The organism is Geobacillus subterraneus (assembly GCF_001618685.1).
GTDB classification, from domain to species: domain Bacteria; phylum Bacillota; class Bacilli; order Bacillales; family Anoxybacillaceae; genus Geobacillus; species Geobacillus subterraneus.
In genome coordinates, this window is record NZ_CP014342.1 from 1,088,370 (window position 1) to 1,110,425 (window position 22,056).

At 43.8% G+C, this 22,056-nt stretch carries 18 protein-coding genes and 4 pseudogenes; 16 read left to right on the forward strand and 6 right to left on the reverse strand.

The window, feature by feature from the left end:
* Nucleotides 1-14 precede the first annotated feature (14 nt).
* Nucleotides 15-1,060 (reverse strand): IS630-like element ISBs2 family transposase gene (locus tag GS3922_RS17085; protein ID WP_089134988.1). Its coding sequence is split into 2 segments (ribosomal slippage): nucleotides 15-554 and nucleotides 557-1,060, totalling 1,044 coding nucleotides; the frame shifts between segments, so codons are not numbered across the junction.
* 259 nt (nucleotides 1,061-1,319) lie between these two features.
* On the opposite strand from GS3922_RS17085, the gene GS3922_RS05430 reads away from it, so the two are divergent.
* Complete coding sequence (locus GS3922_RS05430; protein WP_063165529.1) at nucleotides 1,320-2,579, forward strand: ATP-grasp domain-containing protein; 1,260 nt, start codon at nucleotides 1,320-1,322, stop codon at nucleotides 2,577-2,579.
* 32 nt (nucleotides 2,580-2,611) lie between these two features.
* On the opposite strand, the pseudogene GS3922_RS18510 reads toward GS3922_RS05430, so the two are convergent.
* A pseudogene (locus GS3922_RS18510) lies at nucleotides 2,612-2,921 on the reverse strand (IS110 family transposase); the annotation flags it as partial.
* 364 nt (nucleotides 2,922-3,285) lie between these two features.
* On the opposite strand from GS3922_RS18510, the gene GS3922_RS05440 reads away from it, so the two are divergent.
* From GS3922_RS05440 to GS3922_RS17560, 4 genes are all read left to right on the forward strand, one after another.
* Entirely contained in the window at nucleotides 3,286-4,491 is a 1,206-nt protein-coding gene (locus GS3922_RS05440) for an ATP-grasp domain-containing protein (protein WP_063165531.1), read from the forward strand.
* Between the two features lie 5 nt (nucleotides 4,492-4,496).
* Nucleotides 4,497-5,744 (forward strand): MFS transporter, encoded by a 1,248-nt coding sequence (locus tag GS3922_RS17095; RefSeq protein ID WP_168157875.1) that lies wholly within the window; start codon nucleotides 4,497-4,499, stop codon nucleotides 5,742-5,744.
* 212 nt (nucleotides 5,745-5,956) lie between these two features.
* Nucleotides 5,957-7,090: an IS4-like element IS5377 family transposase gene (locus GS3922_RS05450; protein WP_063165533.1), complete on the forward strand. Its 1,134-nt coding sequence runs from the start codon at nucleotides 5,957-5,959 to the stop codon at nucleotides 7,088-7,090.
* 40 nt (nucleotides 7,091-7,130) lie between these two features.
* Entirely contained in the window at nucleotides 7,131-7,286 is a 156-nt protein-coding gene (locus GS3922_RS17560; protein ID WP_155116435.1) for a hypothetical protein, read from the forward strand.
* 158 nt (nucleotides 7,287-7,444) lie between these two features.
* Here the strand turns inward: GS3922_RS17560 and GS3922_RS05455 are convergent.
* A pseudogene (locus GS3922_RS05455) lies at nucleotides 7,445-8,164 on the reverse strand (IS982 family transposase); the annotation flags it as partial.
* A 143-nt stretch (nucleotides 8,165-8,307) separates the two neighbouring features.
* Between GS3922_RS05455 and GS3922_RS18425 the strand changes: the two are divergent.
* Nucleotides 8,308-8,400, forward strand: a pseudogene (locus GS3922_RS18425) (DUF6431 domain-containing protein); the annotation flags it as partial.
* A 114-nt stretch (nucleotides 8,401-8,514) separates the two neighbouring features.
* On the opposite strand, the gene GS3922_RS05460 reads toward GS3922_RS18425, so the two are convergent.
* A complete protein-coding gene (locus GS3922_RS05460) occupies nucleotides 8,515-10,173 on the reverse strand; it encodes an IS1634 family transposase (RefSeq protein ID WP_063165535.1) in 1,659 nt (552 codons plus the stop codon).
* A gap of 171 nt (nucleotides 10,174-10,344) precedes the next feature.
* On the opposite strand from GS3922_RS05460, the gene GS3922_RS18115 reads away from it, so the two are divergent.
* The 3 genes from GS3922_RS18115 (at nucleotide 10,345) to GS3922_RS05475 (ending at nucleotide 12,949) form a co-directional block, all read left to right on the forward strand.
* Nucleotides 10,345-10,752, forward strand: a complete 408-nt coding sequence (locus GS3922_RS18115; protein WP_236933434.1) for a DUF6431 domain-containing protein — start codon at nucleotides 10,345-10,347, stop codon at nucleotides 10,750-10,752.
* A gap of 153 nt (nucleotides 10,753-10,905) precedes the next feature.
* Nucleotides 10,906-12,156, forward strand: coding sequence for an IS481 family transposase (locus GS3922_RS05470; RefSeq protein WP_063165536.1), 1,251 nt, complete (start codon nucleotides 10,906-10,908; stop codon nucleotides 12,154-12,156).
* Complete coding sequence (locus GS3922_RS05475) at nucleotides 12,149-12,949, forward strand: ExeA family protein (RefSeq protein WP_063165537.1); 801 nt, start codon at nucleotides 12,149-12,151, stop codon at nucleotides 12,947-12,949. The genes GS3922_RS05470 and GS3922_RS05475 overlap by 8 nt, the downstream gene beginning before the upstream one ends.
* A gap of 206 nt (nucleotides 12,950-13,155) precedes the next feature.
* Here the strand turns inward: GS3922_RS05475 and GS3922_RS05480 are convergent.
* Nucleotides 13,156-13,329 (reverse strand): annotated as a pseudogene (locus GS3922_RS05480) (IS982 family transposase); the annotation flags it as partial.
* Nucleotides 13,330-13,516: 187 nt separating this feature from the next.
* Here GS3922_RS05480 and GS3922_RS05485 point away from each other — a divergent pair.
* From GS3922_RS05485 to GS3922_RS05510, 6 genes are all read left to right on the forward strand, one after another.
* On the forward strand, nucleotides 13,517-14,461 hold the full coding sequence (locus GS3922_RS05485; protein ID WP_063165539.1) for a plastocyanin/azurin family copper-binding protein: 945 nt from the start codon (nucleotides 13,517-13,519) through the stop codon (nucleotides 14,459-14,461).
* Between the two features lie 550 nt (nucleotides 14,462-15,011).
* Nucleotides 15,012-15,143: a DUF302 domain-containing protein gene (locus GS3922_RS18325; protein WP_257722319.1), complete on the forward strand. Its 132-nt coding sequence runs from the start codon at nucleotides 15,012-15,014 to the stop codon at nucleotides 15,141-15,143.
* Nucleotides 15,144-15,469: 326 nt separating this feature from the next.
* Nucleotides 15,470-16,750 (forward strand): IS110 family RNA-guided transposase, encoded by a 1,281-nt coding sequence (locus GS3922_RS05490; protein ID WP_012749092.1) that lies wholly within the window; start codon nucleotides 15,470-15,472, stop codon nucleotides 16,748-16,750.
* A 398-nt stretch (nucleotides 16,751-17,148) separates the two neighbouring features.
* Nucleotides 17,149-18,285: an IS110-like element ISGka2 family transposase gene (locus tag GS3922_RS05500; RefSeq protein WP_014195317.1), complete on the forward strand. Its 1,137-nt coding sequence runs from the start codon at nucleotides 17,149-17,151 to the stop codon at nucleotides 18,283-18,285.
* A gap of 30 nt (nucleotides 18,286-18,315) precedes the next feature.
* Nucleotides 18,316-18,687: a DUF302 domain-containing protein gene (locus tag GS3922_RS05505; protein ID WP_236933435.1), complete on the forward strand. Its 372-nt coding sequence runs from the start codon at nucleotides 18,316-18,318 to the stop codon at nucleotides 18,685-18,687.
* Between the two features lie 223 nt (nucleotides 18,688-18,910).
* Complete coding sequence (locus GS3922_RS05510; RefSeq protein WP_063165541.1) at nucleotides 18,911-19,189, forward strand: hypothetical protein; 279 nt, start codon at nucleotides 18,911-18,913, stop codon at nucleotides 19,187-19,189.
* A 126-nt stretch (nucleotides 19,190-19,315) separates the two neighbouring features.
* Here GS3922_RS05510 and GS3922_RS05515 read toward each other — a convergent pair whose 3' ends face one another.
* Nucleotides 19,316-20,386: a YncE family protein gene (locus GS3922_RS05515; RefSeq protein ID WP_063165542.1), complete on the reverse strand. Its 1,071-nt coding sequence runs from the start codon at nucleotides 20,384-20,386 to the stop codon at nucleotides 19,316-19,318.
* Between the two features lie 205 nt (nucleotides 20,387-20,591).
* On the opposite strand from GS3922_RS05515, the gene GS3922_RS05520 reads away from it, so the two are divergent.
* Nucleotides 20,592-21,842 carry a hypothetical protein gene (locus tag GS3922_RS05520; protein WP_236933436.1) on the forward strand — a complete coding sequence of 417 codons (1,251 nt, stop codon included), beginning with the start codon at nucleotides 20,592-20,594 and terminating at the stop codon, nucleotides 21,840-21,842.
* Nucleotides 21,843-22,056: the final 214 nt, after the last annotated feature.

A 22,056-nucleotide genomic window follows, 5' to 3' on the forward strand; every position in this document is an offset into this window, starting at 1 on the left:
GTTGAATTAAAGATTTACAACTGAACACACAAACGATCGATCGTTTGTTCTGGTTTCTGGTTGATTCGCTGAATAAAGGCTTGGACATTCTTTCTAATTTCTTGCACACTCGAATAGAACACGTTGTAAATCACGTCTGATTCCAGCCATTTCCATAGCCCTTCAATCAAGTTCAATTGCGGACTGTATGGTGGCAAAAAGACGAGCTCTAACCGATCTTCGTGTTCTTTTAAAAATGGCTGAATGAGTTTGGCATGGTGAATTCGAGCGTTATCTAAAATCATCACTATTTTGCCTGTGGGATAGCGTTCTAACACAAGTTGAAGAAATCGAAGAAATGTTTCCGCGTCATAGCGTTCTTCTTCGATGCAAAACACTTCCCCTGTTTCGTAGTTCAACGTGCCAATCAACTTCAGCCCTTGATGTTTTCCAAACGTCGGAATGATTCGTTGTTTTCCTTTGACAAACCATGTTTTTTGAATCGCTTGGTAATCACGAATCATCGACTCATCTTGAAAGAGGACATGGGCGATGTTCCCATCTACCAGTTTTTTTTTACTTCAGGGAAGGTGATTTCGACGAATTCTTTTTGTTTCTCTTCATCGGCATTGGCTAGTGTATAGGTCGGTTTCGTATAGCTTAGCCCTAACCGATGCAGAATGTCACTTGTTCCGCGAAGCGTGTATGTTGGCCCCCACTTTTGTTGAATGAGTTCAGCGATTATCGCAAGCGTCCAATTATATTTTGCTTCGAATCCCACATCTACGGGGAGCTGATGTTCAATGATCAAAGCCAGCTCTTTTTCCTGCTCAGGGGTCAATCGACGTGGGGCGCCAGGTGAGTATTTCATCTCCAGTCCATCAAGACCGCGCTGGGCGTAGGCATGAATATAGTTATAAATAGTTTTCTTGGATCGACCAATAATCGTTGCGATTTCTCCTTTGGTATATCCCTGCAAATGAAGATAAATCGCTTGGTAGCGTTCATATGCTCGTTTACTTTTTGCTTCTTTCATGGCAGTGGACAACTTTTCGATCTCGTCTTTGTGATTTGGCATCATATTTTCTCTCCGTTCCCCTATTTTCTCTTTGTATTTATTCGCCGTGGAACGGGAGAAAACCTTTATTTCAATTTATATAATAAAGAAGGCTGTACTGTGGTAATAACAAATAAACGTGCAAAATTAATTTTACCTCCACTTAGTCTGGTTCTGTGAATCCTACAAAATATACTTTTCATTTAATTTTAAATCTAAAAGCATTTTGTTTTTTACAAAGATAAAACAAAATCAAAAAATAAACCGAAGTAGGGGATTAATTATGAAAAAACATTTATTAATGCTTGAATTAAATCGTGGTCCATCAGGTATAGAATATTTAAAGGCGGCAAAAAAATTAGGAATATTCGTGACATTGGTTTCATTTAAACCTACGCACTATCTCAAAATGGAGAAACAACTTGGTTCCTCCATTCTTGAATACGTAGATAATATTCTAGTCATTGATACCCATCATAATATTAACAAGTTAATAGACACAATTATTGAGTATAATAACATTTATAAAATAGATGGGGTAATAGGAACTTACGATTTAGAGATGTTGCAGGCTTCTTTATTAGCTAAAAACCTTGGATTAATTGGAACAAATCCATTAGCTGTAGAGATTTCAAGAAACAAATTTCTCACAAGAAAAGCGTTATATGAAAGTAATATTAAAGTTCCTAAATTTGCTCTTGTAAATGGTTTAGAAGAAGCAATTGAGTTTGGAAACAAAATAGGATACCCATGCATTTTAAAGCCTGTTGATGGTCAGGGAAGTGACAATGTAGTACTTATTACGAGTCCAGAAGGATTTAAAGAACCAATTGAATTTCATCGGAATAATCCAATTTATTATAGAGGGGTTAAAAAATATCCTAAGTTGTTAGTAGAAGAATATCTAGAAGGTCCTTTAGTTAGTGTAGAAACTATATCCTATCAAAATGAAGTTTATGTACTAGGTATTACTGATCGTACAGTAGGGAAACCCCCGTATTTTGTTGCTGAAACAGCTTCTTTTCCGGCCAAAATTGATAACGAACACGAAGTTATACAAATGGTAATAGATGCATTACAAGCTATCAACTTTGACTTTGGACCAGCACATACCGAAGTTATTATTACAGAGGATGGTCCTAGAATCGTCGAAATTAATCCAAGATTAGCTGGAGGATCCATATCTTTAATGATGAATTGGTCTTTTGGAAGAAGCATACATGAAGAAATTATAAAAATGTATATGGGGATGCCGTTTTCCTTTGAAAGTAAAAGAAGAGGCATAGGAGCATATTTACGTATTTTTTCGGATAAAACTGGGATTTTAAAAAACATAGAAGGTATAGACTTAGCATATCAAGTACCAGGAATAAAAAATATTTATTTAGAACATGAATTAGGAGATTTAGTTTCTCATAATCCTAAAGGATTAGCTGATGGGCTAGGAGTAATATCAGCTTTTGGGGAAGACAAAGAGGAAATCATGAAGCATCTTTATGAAGCACGGTCAAAATTAAACATTATTGTATCATCAAGTCGATAAAACATTCCTTAATTTTAAAGTCCTGCGGTATTTTCTCGTGTCAGATGGTGTACGAGATAGCAGCGCATGCGGGTGAGGCGCAGGAGAACGATAATTGCTCCTCCATGACTGTCGTCATCTTGAGGTGGCCAAAACGGGGCCGATCGACAATGACTCAAGCATCGAGGTCATCGGTTTTATCCAAGTCGACATAAGCATCTTTAAATTTGCGAATCAGCTTGGGATTGATCGTAAACACCTTGAAATTCCAAGCCTGTATGGACTCCTGTTGATGGAAGAACATAGCCGGATACCAACTAAGGACGAAGTGGCTTCCATGCAGATAAGAATTTCGGATGGCTGAGTCTGTTGACCAGTCGCCCTCGCGAATAAGAACTCACGTTGGGCTATGGGCAGCCCTGGAAGTCGCCACTTCCAGCATGGGGTGCCAACGGGAACAACCTACTGGTTGGAAGTTCAAACAGGAGCCGGGGAAACAGACTTAACAAGTAGTCAAAGCTACAGGGGGAGAGAAGAGGTTCCCCGATGATCCTCGAGATCATTATCCGAGAGTATCGCGAAAAGTCCGCCCCCCGTATTTCTTCTATGGGGAGGGGAGCCTCGTCCCCCCCTCCCCTCAATAAATGAAGTTGTCAAGGAACAGCAATGGAACTGGAAATTTGCTTAAAAATTATTTCTAAACTTATTATACAAGGGGTGTTCATTAATGGAATTTAATGCAATGAAAAGAAAAAGAATGATTATGATTGGAGGTTGGACCCGGTTATACCGTAAAGCTGTCCAATGTGGGTTTGAATTAACCGTAGTTCAAGAAAAAGATAAAATTAAACTCGAGGATTTTAATTATATAGAACAGCTTATCACTTTTTCAATAGATGATCTTAACGTTTTAGATGTAATACGCATATTACACCAAAAACAACCCTTTGATTGTGTTGTATCCATGCAAGAGAAAGGACTTTTAACGGCAGCGTATATTCAAGATATGCTACAAATTAAAGGTAACCCAATAGATCCTGTACTTCTTACAAAAGATAAGGTAAGAATGAGAGAACATTTAGTTAAGCATGGTCTAAAATCTGTTCCTTTTAAAGCTATTACCAAAGTGGAAGATGTAGTTGAATTTATTAACAGAGTCGGATTTCCAATCATTTTAAAACCGGTTTATGGAACAGGTAGTAGACAAATACATAAAATAACCGATTTAGATCAAATCCAAGAAGCCTTATCTTCTATTCAAAAAGAATACGATTCGAATGTCGTCTTAGCGGAAAAATTTATGGATGGAGTTGAAGTTAGTGTAGAGTCTTTTACTTGGGATGGCAAACATACAATAATAGCCGTTACAGATAAAATGACTACGGGCAGTCCTTATTTTGTTGAAACTGGACATTGTATTCCTAGTTCATTACCTGAAAAGACAATTTTAGAAATCAAATATTTAACAATAGAATTTCTAAAAAGTATTAACCATTGGATGGGACCTTCTCATACTGAAATTATTATTACAGATGATGGTCCATACATTATTGAATCTCACACTCGTGCTGGTGGGGATTTTATATATGATTTAGTAGAAATGGTATATGGGGTTGACATGTTTACTCTTTTATTTGAAGGATTAGCAGGAAAAATTCCAAAGGTTAAGCTAAAAGAAGATCGTGGCGCAGCTGCAATTCAGTATTTTAATTTTGCTCCGGGGAAAATTACAAAAATTGAGGGTATAGAAGAAGTTAGGAAAAGCCCAGGAATCAAAAAGTGTCAAATTGATTTAGAGGTAGGAGCAGAGATCAAACCATTTACAAACTCTTCTGAAAGATATGGGTATATTATAGCTGAAGGTAGAACAAAAAAAGAGGTGTTGGAAAACATTGAGGCTGCATTGGGTAAACTATCCATTGAAGTGGAGTGAACAAATTGCTTCGATTATCACAATCTGTTTTAGTTAATACTGCTTTTCGAAAATATTTTATAGGTACAACTATTTCTTCTATTGGAAATGGAATGCAATTTATAGGGATAGCATGGTTTCTTTATAAACTTACTGGTAGTTCGTCTTCAATGGGATGGTTGCTTGCTACTTCAAGCTTATCGGGCATCCTATTTTCCCCATGGATAGGTGTATTAATTGATAAATGGGATAGAAGAGTAGTATGTATAATTGCAGACTGCTTTCGAGGGACAATAGTATTAATTATACCTATATTGTACTACTTAGATGTTTTATTAATCTGGCAAGTTTATTTAATTGTTTTTTTGATGTCAATAGGAGATCGATTTTACTTACCGGCCTCCGGAGGATTAGTTCGTGAGATAGTTCCTAAAACTAATCTACTTTCTGCTAATTCCCTGAGTAGTATGTTTAATCAATTGGGTCTACTAATAGGAACAAGTATTAGTGGGATTATTATGATGCATTTTAGTCCGGTTTTTGTAATGTTATTAAATGCTGTATCATTTTATGTGTCAGCCTTTTTTACCTTTTTGGTTAGAAATAATATAGTACTACCTAATAATGATTCTAAAAAATCCTCTAATTTTTTTAGTAGATTCTTAGAAGGAGTTCAATATCTAAAATACAATAAATTAGTACTATGTATAGCAGTTATTCAGTTAATTCTTTATATTGCTCTTTATACTTCTAATGTACTGTTACCGTCATTCACTGGGGAAATTTTGAAACTTGGTGCAAAAGAGTTTGGAATAATAGATTCTGCATGGGCTGCTGGTGCTATTGTAGGAGGGTTTCTATTATTAAAAATTACTAGTAAAATAGATGAACACAAATTCTTAAGTATAGGCATGTTTTGTTTAGCCGGTTCTATTATTATATTTTCTAACTCTAATGGTTTAATCCAAGCAGTAATAGGTTATTTTTTGATGGGATTATTTTTTGTTAGTACACGGATTAATTCTGATACACTAATCCAATCTAATGTAAAAACAAATTTCCAAGGTAGGGTAAAAAGCACAATATCAATGGCAATTTCTTATATAAGTTTTACTTCATATTTGTTAGTTGGATATTTAGGAGATATGATAAATATACGTTTTATTTATCTTGCTTTATCAATTATCATTATCTTAGGTGGAACTTTCTCAATTATTTCTATTTATTTACTTAAAATATATAATAGGCAGAACTTAAACATTACTATCAAGTAGTGGTATCGTGTTCGCTGCCATTTTTTATGGCGGTGGCAAGATTTTAAAACTTCTAAAGAAAAAGAAGATAAGAAATTCAGAAACAGAACGGTAAAAAGGTAAAAAAAGTCAGGTGTGTTGATTATCCAATAAAATCCAAAGGGTATAGAAAAAAGAGCACCTTTCCTGTAGAATGTGAGTAACGACACAAACAAACCCAGGAGGTGCTCTCTATGAACAAGCATACCACACTCCCGAATTTGATGCAAAAACTTGTTTCGGATGAAGAGATTCAACGGATTGCCGAAGCGGTTGGGGATCGTGATTCGTCTCGAACCTTTACGTTGCGCGAGTGGATTCACTTCTTCCTGCTGGCCGCCATGCATCAATGGAAAAGCTTTCGCCACGGAGCCGATGTGGGGCCTCTGTATGGATTGCCGCGATTCCATTATTCCACAGTATCCAAGAAAGCGAAAGAAGTTCCCTATGACATCATGAAACGCTTGTTGGCGTTGATCATTTCCAAGTGCAACCGCCAAACCCGCCGTTCGCTTCGGTTTCCCAAACCGCTTCGGGTGGTGGATTCGACGACCGTCACGGTCGGGAAAAACCGCCTGCCATGGGCGCCGTATCACGGCGAACGCGCCGGAGTGAAGCTGCACGTCGCGTATTCGCCGGAATCCTCGCTGCCGGCAGACGTGGTGGAAACGACCGGACTGCGTCACGATGGCCCAGTGGGAGAACAGTTGACGAACGCTCAACAAGTGCTGGTGGAAGACCGGGCGTATTTCAAAATCGAACGCCTCGATCGATTTGTGGAGCAGCATCAGCTCTTTGTCATTCGAATGAAGGACAACATCGAACTTCATCAGAAAAAAAGCTTGAAACGCCTTTCCAGCACATCTTCATCGGTTCAAGCCGACTTCACGTGCCAGTTGGGGACGAAACAATGCCGCTCCACCAAGCGTCACCGGGTAGTGATCTTTCGAGATGCAAATGGCCGCGACATTCGGGTCGTGACGAATCTCTTCCATGCGTCTGCGGAAACCATTGCCGACATGTACCAACAACGTTGGACTGTTGAGGTCTTTTTCCGTTGGGTGAAGCAATATCTGAATGTCCCGACCTTGTTTGGCACGACGGAAAATGCGGTATACAACCAACTGTTTGCGGCGTTCATCGCGTATGTGTTGCTGCGATGGCTGTATGATCAAACCAAAAAACAGACGAACGTCTCTCTTTCCTTCATTTCGTTCGTTCGCCGTTTTTTCTCTGGGCAGCTTCCTCTCGATTGGAAATCCGGGATGGCCGCTGCTTTGTTTGAGTATGCCCAAATTTATGGAAGGCGTATGTATAATTTTGGATAATCAACACTCGTGGATAAACATCTGTTTTGGGGGGAAGATTGTGAAAGTATCTTTGGGGTTACTAATATTTTGGTGTCTTCTTTCAGGGTTAATTTTATATGTAATAATTGAAACAGCAGTTAGAAGAGCTATAGATAGCTCTAGATTAACTGAAAAAATAGATAAAATTTTAAATGAAAAGAACAAAAGAGATTAAAGTTCTGATTGATAATTCCCTACGTATCTGTACTTGAGCAAATTTACTAACATAAAACCCGTGGTGCTATATAAATCAAACTTGGTTTTTCAACTAATTAATATTACATTACGACAACGATAATCATTCACCTATATACCCGTGGTGCTAGTTGAGCGTTAGAACTCAACTAGCCCTAGTGTGACCAGCGAATAGGCTAACAATATGCCGTCGAGCGCTACTTCAAATCCGATCATGGAATTCGCTCGAATCTCTGTGATCCGGTATTGGTCAACCAGAACCGAGAACACCGTCTCGATCACTTTGCGTTTTTGTTGGATCCACTTCTCCCATGCCTCGGACGGGCGATGTTTCTGGTTTTTTCGAGACGGAGTCCAAAGCGCCATTTGGTATTCTTCGTACAGCCTTTTTTGCAAGTCACGGCTAATGAACCCTTTGTCCCCGAGGTTATAGGGATGAGGAATTTGGGTCATCACGCTTTCGGCTGCGATTCGATCGTGGCAGGATGCTTCCGTCACCACATATCCCATTGGCAAACCTTGATCGGTCACTTGAAGGTGCAGTTTCAACCCGTAGTACCATTGCTTTTTTGAAGCGCAATACCCGATGTCGGCGATCCCTTGAAACCGTTTGACACGATGCATTCTCGCAGCATGGCACAACTCTAACGGCAAGCTATCGACCACGGCATAGGCATGATGTTGGCCGCGTTTCGCCAGTTCATGGCGGATCCATTTCATCGCCCAGCGCAGCGCCCGGCAACGGCGATTGTATCGGGAACGTTCGAGAAACTGCCCGTTTGTGAACAAATTTCCGGTGACAAAGCGATGCCATGCACGTTCGGAAGAGAAGCCAAGCAGCTTTCCTAAAATGTAAATTATCACTTTATTTTGGAATAAAAGAAGCATTTTTTTGCACATTTCTTCAGAAAGCCCTCTCCCCTTTTCTGAAGGAATGTGCTAATTTTTTTGTGAATTGTTTCGGACGAAGATTGCCATTCGTTTCAAGGGGGGGAGGAAGTGTGATCCAGTTTCACGACTTTGGCATTGACATTCAAACGTATACGGATCGTGGGAAAGAGAACGATTTTCCTGATGTAACTCACATTTCGCACCCTAACAAGGTCAAAACAAAGGATTTTTTATTTAGTTTTTCAGAATAACTTTTTGACCAACACGACGAGCGATGGCTATCCTTTTTTTACCATCGCTGGTCGTTCCGTATGACGTTACACGTAAATGCTCTCATCCAGCCCCAACCCCTGCAGAATCCTTCGTTGTTCAGGGGTGAGGGAGCGATCCAGTGAGCGTTGGATGCGTCCATCCGGCAGCTCCAGGAGGACGACGTTCACATATTGAAACAGCTGGAAAATCGCCTGCCCCGTCGGTCGGGTCAGCTTGCGGCCTCCGGCGCCCTTTAATGGGTGTTCGGGTGTGATGAACTGGCGCACCCGGCGCTGAAAGACGCGGTAAATGGCCAAGGCCAAGAGAAACAAATAGCCCAATACCGCAACTCGTTCTGGCTTTTTGACATAGATCTCATCCGTGAAAAAAGGGTCTTTCAAAAAAGCGAAGTTCATTTCCACCGAGATCTGCCCTTTATATAGCTTCAAGATCTCTTGGGCATCCATTTGTTGGCCCTTCCATTCCTCCGGAACGGTCGTGACGAGGACAAACCGGGACGCTTTCCGTCTTGCCTGTTCCCACGCGTTTTGGTCGAATTCGACGTCAAGGCGCAAGAGATACCGCGTCTCCATCTCGGGTTCCGCCCCTTTTTTCGGCCGTCCGCGCCGTTTTTTCGGGCGTACGATCTCTTCGACCGCGGCCTTGACCTGATGAAACCGTGGGCGAAGGGACGTCTTGAGGGACGCCAAGGCTTGTTCAGCGTCTTCCCGGCACGAGAAAGGGTGGCGCTCCCAATGGGCTTGTTCCTCGCGAAGAAGCTCCGCTTCTTTGGTTCGTTCTTTTTCGAGCGTCTTTCCTTTTCGCTGGTCGAGCGCACTCGATTCGACGACGATCAGCCGAACGGGGTGGCCTTCATAGGTGGAGGATGTTTCCCATACCCGGTACGTGGCGCCGTTTCTCTCCGCCAGGGTAAAGGGGTCGCTCCACGGGATGTGGGCCGAATCGGCCTCCGCTAATGCCCGTTTCACGATCCGAAGCGACGAAGGGCCTCGGGTGATCAAAAAGGCGTTGGCCGCTTTGGTTTGCGCCAGAGTGTCTTTTGTCATCGCGGCGGAATCGGCCACGTAAATCCATTCGTCTTCCATCTTGGCTTGTTTGAGCTGTTCGTGGACACGGGACAGCACCTCCGGATTCCACGTTTTGTCAGGCAGGTTGCCGTCGTGCACATCGCCGTAAAACGGGATGCCGTCCTCGTTGCCGACCAGTCCGAAGCCGATCTGTTTTTGCCAACGATGATGGCGGTTATAGCCATGTGTGATCTGCAAAGCCTCTAATGAGGCCGATTCATACGCGCCGTAAACCGTCTTGTCCGTCGTATCGGCGTGAAAGGCTCGGAGGGAAAGGCCTTCTTTGCGATAAATGTGAATCAAGCAAGTGCTGATCACCTTGTGAATGTCGGCCTCATACAAGCGGTCGAGATGACGAGCCAAGGCATCGTCGTTCAACCAGGAAGGATGGAGACCGGGACGGATGAGTTTCTCACAATCGACCTCCTGAGCCCATCGTTCCACGTGAACGAGGGCTTGCCGGCCGTCAAACAGATTGTAGATGATGGCCTGAACGGCATCGCTGACTCGAGTCTGGCACTGTGGATCAACGGGAACGAGATGGTCAATCAATTGGGGCAGGCCCAGTTTCTTGAATAGGGCACTTATTATATTCAAATAATCATTACGATAGACCTTTTTGACTTGAACGTTCATGAGAGAAAAACTCCTTCACTTTCCTTGTGTGTCAAGGATTCATTCGACATCGGAACGAAAAAATCCTCCCGATTTTCGTTGGGAGGGTGCGAAATGTGAGATGTAAACCAATGTCCCCACTGTCTATCCCGCCGCCCCTTGCACCGTCACGGATATTACCAACGCTATGCGTTGACGGCAGAGGGGGAGTATCGCCTTTGGATCGCGCGGTACCGCTGCCAAGAATGCCGCAAAACCGTGAGTGTGCTGCCTTCGTTCCTCCTCCCGTATGTTCAATATACCCCATCCGTCATCTGGCAAGCGGTCAAAGCATGGCTCGAAACGCCAAGACGAGGAGCGAAGACCAAACAGGTTGGTTTTCCCACCAAGGGGGTCATTTTGTTTTATGTCCGACGATTTTTCCGGAATCTCCCCCGCTTGCATCACGTGGCGGCGAGGAGATGGGGGATCATCGGCCCTGTGGGGAACGCAAGAACCGAACGGGCGGTCTGGTGGATGCAGATCTTGGAGGGACGGGGGGTGGGCTCGATCATCCAAGACCTGTGGGCCAACGAGAGATGGCATCTGTTTGCAGATTAAACCGTTTCCCAATTTTACATTAAAAACCAAAAAAGGGGACTGTTGATGTTTCCACAAACCCTTCCTCTCGACGAATCTCGAGCCGTTTCGTAAGATAGGGGGCAGAGGGACCGGGACGGTCCAAAATCACAGAGAGGCAAGGAGGAGATCCGGATGGATGAATCGATGAGACACGATATCGCCCTGTTTCGGTACGGGCTGATCGCTCCGTTGGTGAATGGGCAGGTGGAACCCAAAGCGTATTTGAATGAGGTGGGCGGGCGAGTGCACTCGATTCCTCATCAAGGGGACAAACTCATTGCGACGAAGACGATTCTGGATTGGTGTGCTCGATACAAAAAAGGGGGCTTCGACGCCTTGAAGCCGAAGCGCCGTTCGGACCGCGGCCGCTCCAGACGTCTGTCGCCCGATGATGAGGATCATATTCTAGCATTGAGGAAGGAACATCCCACCATGCCCGTTACCGTTTTCTATGAACAACTCACCAAGCAGGGGGACATTCCTACCACCCTCTCATATTTTACTATATATCGACTGTTGAAAAAACACAACCTAGTGGGAAAAGAAATCTTGCCGATGCCGGAGAGAAAGCGTTTTGCGTATGACCAGATCAATGAGCTATGGCAAGGAGACTTATCCCATGGACCCACGATTCGCGTCCATGGGAAAGCCCAGAAAACGTTTCTGATCGCTTATATCGATGACTGCTCGCGGTTGGTGCCGTACGCGCAGTTTTTCCCTTCGGAGAAGTTTGACGGGCTGCGGGTCGTCACAAAGGAAGCGGTGATTCGTTGCGGGAAGCCGAAACGCATTTACTCGGACAACGGGAAAATTTATCGATCCGAGGTGCTGCAGTATGCGTGCGCCGAGATGGGGATTACGCTCATCCACACCCAGCCGTATGACCCGCAAAGCAAAGGGAAAATCGAACGGTTCTTCCGCACCGTACAGACGCGGTTTTATCCGCTGTTGGAGCTGAATCCGCCAAAGTCGCTTGACGAGTTGAACGAGCGGTTTGGGAAGTGGCTTGAAGAAGAGTATCACCGAAAACCACACGCCTCACTGGACGGAAAAACGCCGCATGAGGTGTTTCAGTCCCAAGTGGAACGAGTGGTGTGGATCGAAGACATCGACTGGCTGGATGCGATTTTTCTGAAACGGGAGCACCGCAAGGTGAAAGCCGATGGCACGATCACCCTGAATAAACAGCTATACGAAGTGCCGCCTCGGTTCATTGGGCAATCGATTGAGCTCCGCTATGACGAACGAGGCGTCTATGTGTACGAAGACGGCAAACGAGTAGCGGAAGCCATTCGGGTGCGTTTGGAGGATAACGCCCATGTGAAGCGTCACCGGTCGCCGTTTGCGGCAGTTCCAGCGAAGGAGGGAGAACACGGTGTATAAATCGTTCTACTCTCTTTCGCGGGAGCCGTTTGCGAAAGAAACCGCCCCGTCCGAGGCGTATCAAGGGGCAGCGTTTCAAGAAGCGCTGCGGGCGCTGGAGTACGTGAAACGAACCCGGGGAATCGGGCTGTTGACCGGAGAACCGGGGGCGGGCAAGACATTCGCCCTTCGGGCGTGGAAAGAATCGTTGTCCCCTTCTTTGTATCACGTAGTCTACTTCCCGTTATCGACCGGAGGCGTGATGGATTTTTACCGCGGGCTGGCCCTTGGGTTGGGGGAAGAACCGAAATACCGCAAGGTGGATCTCTTCCGCCAAATCCAGCAGGCCATTGAGCGGTTGTATCATGAACGGCGGATCACACCGGTGTTGATATTGGACGAGATGCATTTAGCGAAGGATGCCTTTTTACAGGACATCGCCATCTTGTTCAACTTTGAGATGGATTCAACCAACCCCTTTGTCTTGATGTTAGCTGGGCTGCCCCATTTACAGGGGAAGCTGCGGCTCAATCAGCACCGCCCTCTCGATCAGCGGATCATCATGCGATGCCGGATGGGGCCGCTCGAGAAGGAGGAGGTGGCGGGCTACATCGAGCATCGGATGAAACAGGCCGGGGCGAAGCATCCGATCTTCACTCCATCGGCGTTAGAGGCGATTGCCCTGCAGTCGCGGGGATGGCCTCGGGTGATCAACACGTTGGCTACGACATGCCTGCTGTACGGGCATCAGCTGAAAAAGGACGTCATTGACGAAGAAGTGGTACGCATGGCCACAGAGGAAATGGGGTATTAGCACGAAAGGGGCCGAATCGGCCTCTTTTGTGCTTTCTCTTTTCCATCGGTCCACCAGGCGCGCTGGAAATCTTCATCTGAAAGAGCGTGCAAACGTTCCGAAAGAATGTGCAAAATCCGGAACAATCCGCAAAAATTTTGCACATTATTTCGGAATCCGCCTGAAATAATTTGAAAAAGGGATTCTGAAATAATGTGCTAATTTACACCTAAAAGATGAATAGCAATGATCACCGTATCTTCTTGTTTCACCAAATGACGATTGCGACGTTGAAGATAGAATTGAATTTGTGACAGCTGGGCAGAAACAAAAAAGAAAATGACTGCATATTGTTTTTGAATCTTTGCTTGATCTGTAGTAAAATGAAAGTGCTCTTGCATGGGGATTCTCCTTTCGAATGTTGGATAACACTTTCATTCTACAGGAGATCCACAAGCAAGGGCTATTTTTATGCTTACTCGATTTTATCTAGCACCACGGGTTAATTTAATAAATTTAAAAAGGACTAACTAACCGCTTGCCCACATATATGTGTACAAATAAAAACTTACAGGGAGGGATCATTCATTGTCGATTTTATTAACCGGAATCATTGTAACGATTTTATCTTTAATTGTTATTGTTTTCGTATTCATAAAAAGAAAGAAAATCACATGCATGATCGGAATGATGGTGGCGATGGCTTTAGGAATGTTGGTCGGGCTAACAGGTGGCTTGCTGGTCGGGATTTTGTATAGCGGTAACCTCTTTTTCTCAACCCTTTTAGGAATGGGTTTTGGGTTTTTATCCGGTTTTTTGACCGGGCTGCCGATTAGTGTCATGGCCATCATAGATGGCGTTTTGTCAGGAATAATGGGCGGAATGATGGGAGCGATGTTAGGAGAAATGATTTCGCCGGAACACCAAAATTCAATGATTCGTGTAATGCTCGTCATATTTGTTGGGATGATTGGTATTGTTTTATACATGCTTCAGCAAGAAACTGGTTTTAACCGTTTCTCTTTCATCAACAAAATATTCCATAATCCATTGTTATTATCAATCGTCTTTCTGCTGTTTTTCTACACCTATAACCACTTATACAATGAACTCGCTCAAGACCATAACGTGCCCATAAAAAATTCCCATATGAGTCAATCGATGACCCATAATAAGTCGTCTGGCTCTCCGTTGAATTCCAGTACAAAGGCGAAAAAAGTAGTCATTGAAGCAACCGAATTTGCTTACTTCCCTAAAGATTTCAAACTTTCTGCAGGACAACCCGTAACCTTAATTTTCAAAAATAGCGGTGAAGTTGAACATGATATCGAATTCGAAAATATGAAAGTATCTCTTTTACAACAAAGTCATCATGGGAATCATTCAAAAAATCAAACAGTCCATATTCATTCTTTGCCAGGAAAAACAGCCGAAATCAGGTTCATACCGGTCGAAAGCGGTGTTTTTCGCTTTTATTGCACGGTTCCCGGACATAAAGAATCTGGTATGGTTGGATTCGTTGAAGTTTCTTAACAAAGTGAAGTAGCTGCCGAGACAATGCTCGGCTTTTTTCATTTATATTATTGTTTAGTTTTACATACAACTAAAGTGAAATAACATGCAATATGTTGGAGAAGGGCGGTTGAGTCAACTACCCCCACTTAGCTAACGCTTGAAGCGGGGGCTTGCAACTCCCCAGAAGTGCGAACGGACTTCGTCCTCCTTCCTTGACTTGGGGTTGCATCAGGGGCAGGTTGACGACTACCCAACGACATAGGTCATGCCTATATCGCTACCGAGTGGCTCGGCATGTCTGTAGGCAGTACTTGACTTCCACGCACAACAGACGGATGTACGCTCGATGTTTTACGGTTGCAACGTTTCCTGCAACCAACTCCCTACATCGAGTAACGGGGATTGGAGTGCCTTGATTCAACGGTTTTCTCCACATTCTTATTCTATCATATACAAAAGAAAGGAGGAAGGGCGATTCCTCCCCGACTTTCGCTCTCGCTTAGAAGTCGGGGTCTCCTCGCCAAAGATGATGAAGGTGTTTCATTATACGATTGAAGTACAAAGGGGAATGAACGAAACGATAAAGATGTTGGAAGAAAGCTTGAAAAAAGAAGGATTTGGAGTTTTGTGGAAATTTAGTGTAACGGAAAAACTGCAGGAAAAGTTCCATGAGCAATTTTTGCTCTCCACCCGGGCATGAAAATCTCCCTTTTCTTCCCATAATGAAGAGTAGGCGCAAACAGTTCAACAGGACGTTATGCTTAATGGTGGCTTAGACCCTGTACGGAAAAGTGTTTGAATCCACTGGGTGCACCACCCATTGTCCGCCCTTTCCCGATGCGGAGGAAAGGTGACGACGAACGGAAAACTGCCGCATTTCTCCCGTGGATTCGCTGTTTGCGCACTCGATCATCGAAAAGGAGCATTCCCGTTAGGAGCTTTTCCGGGGACTTGATCAAAAAAAGCCCTCTTGGTATGATGCAGGGGTATCAACCACATCACTCACCATACCAAGGAGGACTTCAGATGAATTGTACACAAAACTATAAAATTGATCAAGTAACCGAACAAACGCTTGTCGTGGGTATTGATATCGCGAAACGAACCCACTACGCCTGCTTCGTGGATGACCGGGGGCGCGTGCTTCGCAAATCGTTCCCGATCTTCCAGTCGAAAGAGGGGTTTCAACAGCTGTATAAAGCGATTCAGGGGGCGATGCAAGCGTTCGGGAAGTCAGAGGTGATCGTCGCCGTGGAGCCGACCGGGCACTACTGGTTGAACCTGGCCTACTTCCTCGAGGAGCACGGGATCCCGTTGGTCATGGTCAACCCGGCGCATGTGTGCCGGTCGAAAGAACTTGATGACAACCTGCCGACGAAACACGACGCCAAAGACGCCCTGGTCATTGCCAGACTGGCAAAAGACGGACGATTCCTCGTTCCCCGGCTGCTGCACGAGATTGAAGCCGATTTGCGCGTGGGGAGCACGCTCAAAGAGAAGCTCCGCAAGGAACAGACGGCGGTGAAAAACGCGATCGTCCGCTGGACGGATCGGTATTTTCCAGAGTTTTGGACCGTGTTTCGTGACTTGGGGAAAACGGCGCTTTCGGTGTTGGAGTGGACGCCGCTTCCGGCTGATATGGCCGGCCGGACGGTGGAGGAGCTTCTTGAGGTGTACCGGCAAAGCGAAGGGATGAAATGCCCGCAGAAGGCCAAAATTCAGGCGTTGATCAACACCGCGAAGGACTCGATTGGGGTGACGGAAGGGACAGCGATGGCCCGGTTTGAGATCGCCGCGCTCGTCCGCCGATACCGCCAATTGGAGGCGGAGATCGCTGCACTGGACGCCGAGTTGAAGGCATTGGTTCAAACGACGATGGAGTACCAATGGTTGAAAACGGTCGACGGGTTGGGAGACGCCACGATCATCGATCTGCTGGCGGAGATCGGCAGCTTCGCCCATTATCGGGACCCGCGCCAATTGGTGAAGTTGGCGGGCCTGACGCTCAAGGAGAACTCCTCCGGCCAGCGCAAAGGGCAAAAGCACATCTCCAAACGGGGACGGAAACGGTTGCGCTCGGTGCTGTTTCGGGCGATGATTCCGCTGATTCGGCATAACGAGGCGTTTCGCGAGCTGCATGAGTATTATACGACCCGATCCGTCAATCCGCTGACCGGAAAGCAGTCCATCGTCGCCTTGTGCCGGAAGCTGTTGAATGTGCTGTTTGCGATTTGTACGAAGAAACAAGCGTTTGACGCGGAGCGAATGAAACAGGACGTCTTGTCCCAGGTGCAACGGGCGGCCTAAGGCCTCCCCCCTGCGAACGGAAGAATCGTTGGACAACGAGATGACACCGGAGAAGCTGGCGTGATTTCATCCATTCGACCTTGAGTCCCTAAAGGAGCTTGGCCGGCCTCCGCCTGATGACGAGACCGAACGAGGGAATGTTGGCGCGAAGACGCCCGGAGACATGGGAGGGTTCGTCCTCATCAGCGACGCGGAGATCCAAAGGGTGCATCGAATATGCTTCCCCCCGCGGCAGGAAAATATAACCAGCCGTGGCCGCGAAGCGCACCCTAGGTCTGTAAGATATCCACAAAACTGAAAAAGGATGTAAGGGATTTTGTCGAAAAATATTTTTTGGACACCCCTGAGAGGCCGAAAAGCCTTGATAGATCAACATTTCTAGAGGGAGGATTTTCATCATGGATGTCATCTATCCTCGCTGCGCAGGATTGGATGTTCATGCCGAAACCATCGTCGCCTGCGCGCTATGGGAAGAAGATGGACACATTCAAAAGGACATTCAAACCTTCTCCACGTTCTCGAAGGGACTTGGCGACCTGCTTGAGTGGCTCGAAGAACATGGCGTCACCCATGTCGCCATGGAATCCACCGGCGTGTATTGGAAACCGGTCTTCGCCTTCCTCGAGGGCTATGTCGACTTGACACTGGCCAATCCGCAGCGGATCAAAAATGTCCCGGGAAGAAAAACCGATGTCTCGGACGCCGAGTGGATCGCCAAGCTGCTCCGCCATGGACTCGTTGAAAAAAGTTTCGTCCCCCCAGCGGATATTCGCGAATTGCGGGATTTTACCCGCCTCCGCAAAAAGTGGGTCGGACAGCTGACTTCGGAGAAAAACCGGATTCAAAAAGTGCTCGAGTCTTCCAATGTCAAACTCGGCTCGGTCCTCTCCGATCTCTTCGGCGTTTCCGGAAAAGACATCCTCGCCCGGCTGCTTGAGAAGGGATACGTGGACAAGGACGAGTTGGATCAATGCCTGCGCGGAAGGCTCAAAAAGAAAAAGCAAGCGGTGTACGATTCGCTGCTCGGCACCTTGACCGAACACGAGCTCCGTCTCCTTCGCCTCTTGTGGAAACACGTTGAGGAATTGGAGCAGTTAATCGAAGAAGTCGACCAGCACATCGACCGCCTGCTCGAGCCGTATCGCGAGGAAGTGAACCTGCTGATGACCATGCCCGGAGTGAAAAAACAAACCGCCGCCGTCATCATAGCCGAGATGGGAACCGACATGAGCGTCTTTGAAACGCCGGAACGGGCGGCTTCATGGACTGGATTGTCCCCCGGCAACCATGAAAGCGCCGGAAAGCGAAAGAGCACGCGCACGACAAAAGGCAATCCCCATCTCCGATCGGCGTTATGCGAGGCGGCATGGTCAGCAGCTCGATCCAAGACGCATCCCTTGTCCCGAAAGTTTTGGTCGTTGGCGGCCCGGTGCGGGAAGAAAAAAGCCCTCATCGCCATTGCTCGGCGGATGTTGGTGATCATCTTTTGCATGATCTCCCGCAAAGAGCCGTTCCGCCAACCACAACTTATTTAGTCTAGCCAAAAGGCAGACAGGTTATACGAGATGCCTAAAATCGGGCACCTCTGCTTTCCTATTGCCTTTTTTGGCCATTTTCAGTATACCCTCACGGATCAGGAGCGTATACCGCACTCACCAAGTGGTGGGGATTTTCACGGAAAAGGATTCGATTTTCCAATACCATTTGTGATTTTGGAAGTATGTAATCCGCAAGAAGCAGCGCGTGTGCTTTCTGAAAACTTATTAGCAGGTTATTTTCTTCCGTGCAAAATCGTGGTGTATAAAGAAAATGAAACAACAAAAATTGGTATGCCAAAACCAACCATGTTAATCAGCATGATGAATCATGAAGAACTGAAAAAACTAGCGGAAGACATTGAAAAGAGATTAATATCCTGTATTGATGAATGCAGATAAATAGCTGTTAAATGAACCGAAAATAACATTGTCTAAACCTTCGAGAAAAAGCCTTTATTAGGCTTTTTCTCTTTTATGTAAAATTTGGGAGGAGTTTAGTCCATTTTTCGAAAATATCCAATTAACAAATAATAATCCAAGACAAGAAATTGTAAATTTTTATGAACACTTTCTCCATACTTTTCCTTTATTCTAAAACCAGAAAAGGATGGAGGTGTTGAAAATGAAAAAACTTATTTCAGGTTTGTTCGTCCTTGTTTCAGCTTTTGTATTAGCTACAGCTGTTTTTGCAGCAAATAAAAATGATAATAATGATTGGAAAGAAATGTTGCCAATGATGAAACAAATGCATCCAAACTTCTCAGAGGAACAATTACAAAAAATGTACGAACAGTGTCGAAATACTAAAAATATGGATCAAATGATGGAACATATGATGAATAATAGCAAAACGAATCAACAAATGATGAAACAAGGACATATGAACAATCATATGATGTAGCAAGGTTTAATCAAATATATTTAAGCACTGTAGGCTTAAAACTACGGTGCTTTTTTATGCGTAAATTTCAGCAAATAGAAAAGAAAAACAGCAGGTTTAAAAACTCAACCTGCTGTTTATTTATATTTACGGCATGACGCTGATCCCGTTCGGAATTTCACCTACTTGAATCGTTTTGATTACTTTGCTTTGCTCTTTATCAATGACACTCACCGTGTTGTCAAACATATTGGTGACGAAAACATATTTTTGATTCGTGACAACTCCGTGCGCTCCTTTGCCTGTTTCAATTGTGGCAACTACTTGTTTCGTTTTTATGTTTATTTTGCTTACGGAATGAGACGGTGCATCTTTCGTCCCTTGATTGGCTACATAAGCAAATGTATCGTCAGGATCCATGTACACTTGGGCTGGTCCCCGACCGACCGGAACTTTTTCTACTTTACCGCTTGCTAAGTCAACAATGGCGAGGGCATTCTCTGCATTTAACGTTACGGCTAATGTTTTACCGTCCGAAGTAATACCGGTTGTTACAGGAGTAGATCCTACTTTTATTTTCTTTTCTTCTTTCATCGTTTCTAAATTGAGGATACTGACGCTATCTTCTCCCATGTTGGCAATATACGCATAACGGCTATCTTTAGAGATCCGGAAACCATGCGGACCTTTTCCAGTTGGAATTGTTTGGATGACTGAGTAGCTCGCCATATCAATGACTGAAACGTTATTGTCTTCATTATTGGTAACGAGAGCGTACTTTCCATTTTCGGTGAAAACGATATGAGCAGGGTGATTCCCCACTTCCACTTTCTTTATTAATTCGTCTGTTTCTGTATTATAAAACAACGCCATTCCTTTCATATCCATTGATTGATCATTTCCATGTTGCATTTCCGGAACTAAAGTAGCGCCGAGAATTTTCCCGTCAGGAGAAACTTGGACGTTATGAATCGCACCGTCTACTTTGATTGTTGCGACCACTTGATTCGTTTCTACATCAATTTTTGAAATACTTCCGCCTTCATTAGCAATGAAGTAATATTTTTTCGTTTCTTTTCTTTGCTCTTTTTTGGTGGCTGCGGCCTGTTTGTTTTCACCTAAAGTAGTGTTGTTTTTTTGAGAATTCGCTCCGCAACCTCCTAAAACAAACATAAACATCGTCAATAAGGTTAACAACGCAATGATCGTTTTACGCATCAAATATTTCCTCCCTTTACTTTATCGAGTCTAAAGACATGATATTAACAAAAATAATTAATCGCTGTGACGAATTTCACAATAAAAATAAAATTATTCCTAACCGTTACAATTTATTGAAATCCATAAATTCTGCAAATTTATCCTGTAAAATAAAAAATATTTTAGTTTTTAAAGGATGTTTTCAATAAGAGGAGGAACTGTTGTGAAAGCGAACTTCGAAAGAATGATTCAAGAGTATCGAGGTGACATGGAATCAGTCTATCAAACTTGGTTTATCGATAATGACCAAAGATTAAAAGCATTCCGTACTATCCGAAACGGTGTTATAGAGGTAATTAAGGATATAGACAACAATACATTTGGAAACGACTTTAAGGGGTCCTCATTAGAAATTGTAGTTACAGCCATTGCAGAACAAAAACAAGTTTTTGAAGGAGCTGCCCACGCGTTTTATTGGAAGCCGAAACTTCGAATACCGGATATTTACGAAAATGAACGTAATAAAAAGGCTTTTGGGAGATTTTTAAAATCATGTCTTCAAGCAACAACGGAAAAGCAACTTATAGAAGAAATTGTTAAACTAGATCAATTACAAATTAAGGGACTTGGACCAGCTGTAGCTAATATTCTCTATTTTCTTCACCCAACTGTTTTTCCACCTTTTAATACAGCTATTGTAAAAGGTTTTAATCTTTTATTTGATCAAAAAATTAAACTTGGTTCGTGGCAAGAATATTTAAAGATGAGAGAAATCATTTTAGATTTTAATGAGAAATATAGAAACTTACTATCAAAGGACCTTGGTGCGGTAGGAGGACTCCTGTTTGAAATTGGAACGGGAAGATTAGTCATTAGTGAAAACTATGAAATCACATTAGAAAATATGGAAAAGCAAACAAAAGCAAAAATGAAACGTCATTCTGAAGTGATAAATGATGCTATCGAGGAAAATGACCACTCGGAAATGCAATATCATTTAGCAAGATTAGGGAAAGCGCTTGGTTATGATGTATGGATTGCTCAAAATGATCATAAGAGAGAGTGGAATAATCAAAAGTTAGGGGAATTTTCCTTAAAACGCTTAAATTTGCCCAATATCTCTCAGTCAATAAAGGAAACCATTGCTCTCATTGATGTCATTTGGTTGGACAAAAAAGAAAGAATTGTTGGTGCATTTGAGGTTGAAAAAAGTACATCTATCTATTCTGGGATTTTAAGACTCTATGACTTGGCTTTAACTATGAGTGAAAATCAAACTAAGTTTTATTTAGTTGCTCCGGATAAACGCGAGAAAGAAATTAAAGCACAACTTTTAAGGCCGTCCATTCGACATTCAAATGCCTGTCAAATTTCTTACATTTTATTTTCTGAACTCCGATGTGATTGTGATGCGATGTGCAAATTTGGGACTGACATAGGTGTTTTAGACAAAATTTCAAGAAATGTTGGATAAGTATCTAAACGTTTTACTTGGCTGAAACGAAAAATTGGAAAATAACTATGATAAAAAAGTACTCCATGAATAGGGGAAAGGAACTGATAGAAACTAATCGTGAACCGATGAATTTCTTATCAGTTCCTCTTAATTTATAAGGATTCGAAAATGATAAAAATACAGCTAATTTTTTCTGCACATTTTCTCCACATTTGTTGGTTATTATATGGAG

Coding starts and splice junctions, on each gene's coding strand:
- GS3922_RS05440 (WP_063165531.1), top strand. CDS start 3,286: ATGGAATTTAATGCAATGAAAAGAAAAAGAATGATTATGATTGGAGGT.
- GS3922_RS05510 (WP_063165541.1), top strand. CDS start 18,911: ATGAAAAAACTTATTTCAGGTTTGTTCGTCCTTGTTTCAGCTTTTGTA.
- GS3922_RS05515 (WP_063165542.1), bottom strand. CDS start 20,386: ATGCGTAAAACGATCATTGCGTTGTTAACCTTATTGACGATGTTTATG.
- GS3922_RS05470 (WP_063165536.1), top strand. CDS start 10,906: ATGGATGAATCGATGAGACACGATATCGCCCTGTTTCGGTACGGGCTG.
- GS3922_RS05500 (WP_014195317.1), top strand. CDS start 17,149: ATGGATGTCATCTATCCTCGCTGCGCAGGATTGGATGTTCATGCCGAA.
- GS3922_RS05505 (WP_236933435.1), top strand. CDS start 18,316: ATGCCTAAAATCGGGCACCTCTGCTTTCCTATTGCCTTTTTTGGCCAT.
- GS3922_RS05450 (WP_063165533.1), top strand. CDS start 5,957: ATGAACAAGCATACCACACTCCCGAATTTGATGCAAAAACTTGTTTCG.
- GS3922_RS05460 (WP_063165535.1), bottom strand. CDS start 10,173: ATGAACGTTCAAGTCAAAAAGGTCTATCGTAATGATTATTTGAATATA.
- GS3922_RS18325 (WP_257722319.1), top strand. CDS start 15,012: ATGAACGAAACGATAAAGATGTTGGAAGAAAGCTTGAAAAAAGAAGGA.
- GS3922_RS05490 (WP_012749092.1), top strand. CDS start 15,470: ATGAATTGTACACAAAACTATAAAATTGATCAAGTAACCGAACAAACG.
- GS3922_RS05430 (WP_063165529.1), top strand. CDS start 1,320: ATGAAAAAACATTTATTAATGCTTGAATTAAATCGTGGTCCATCAGGT.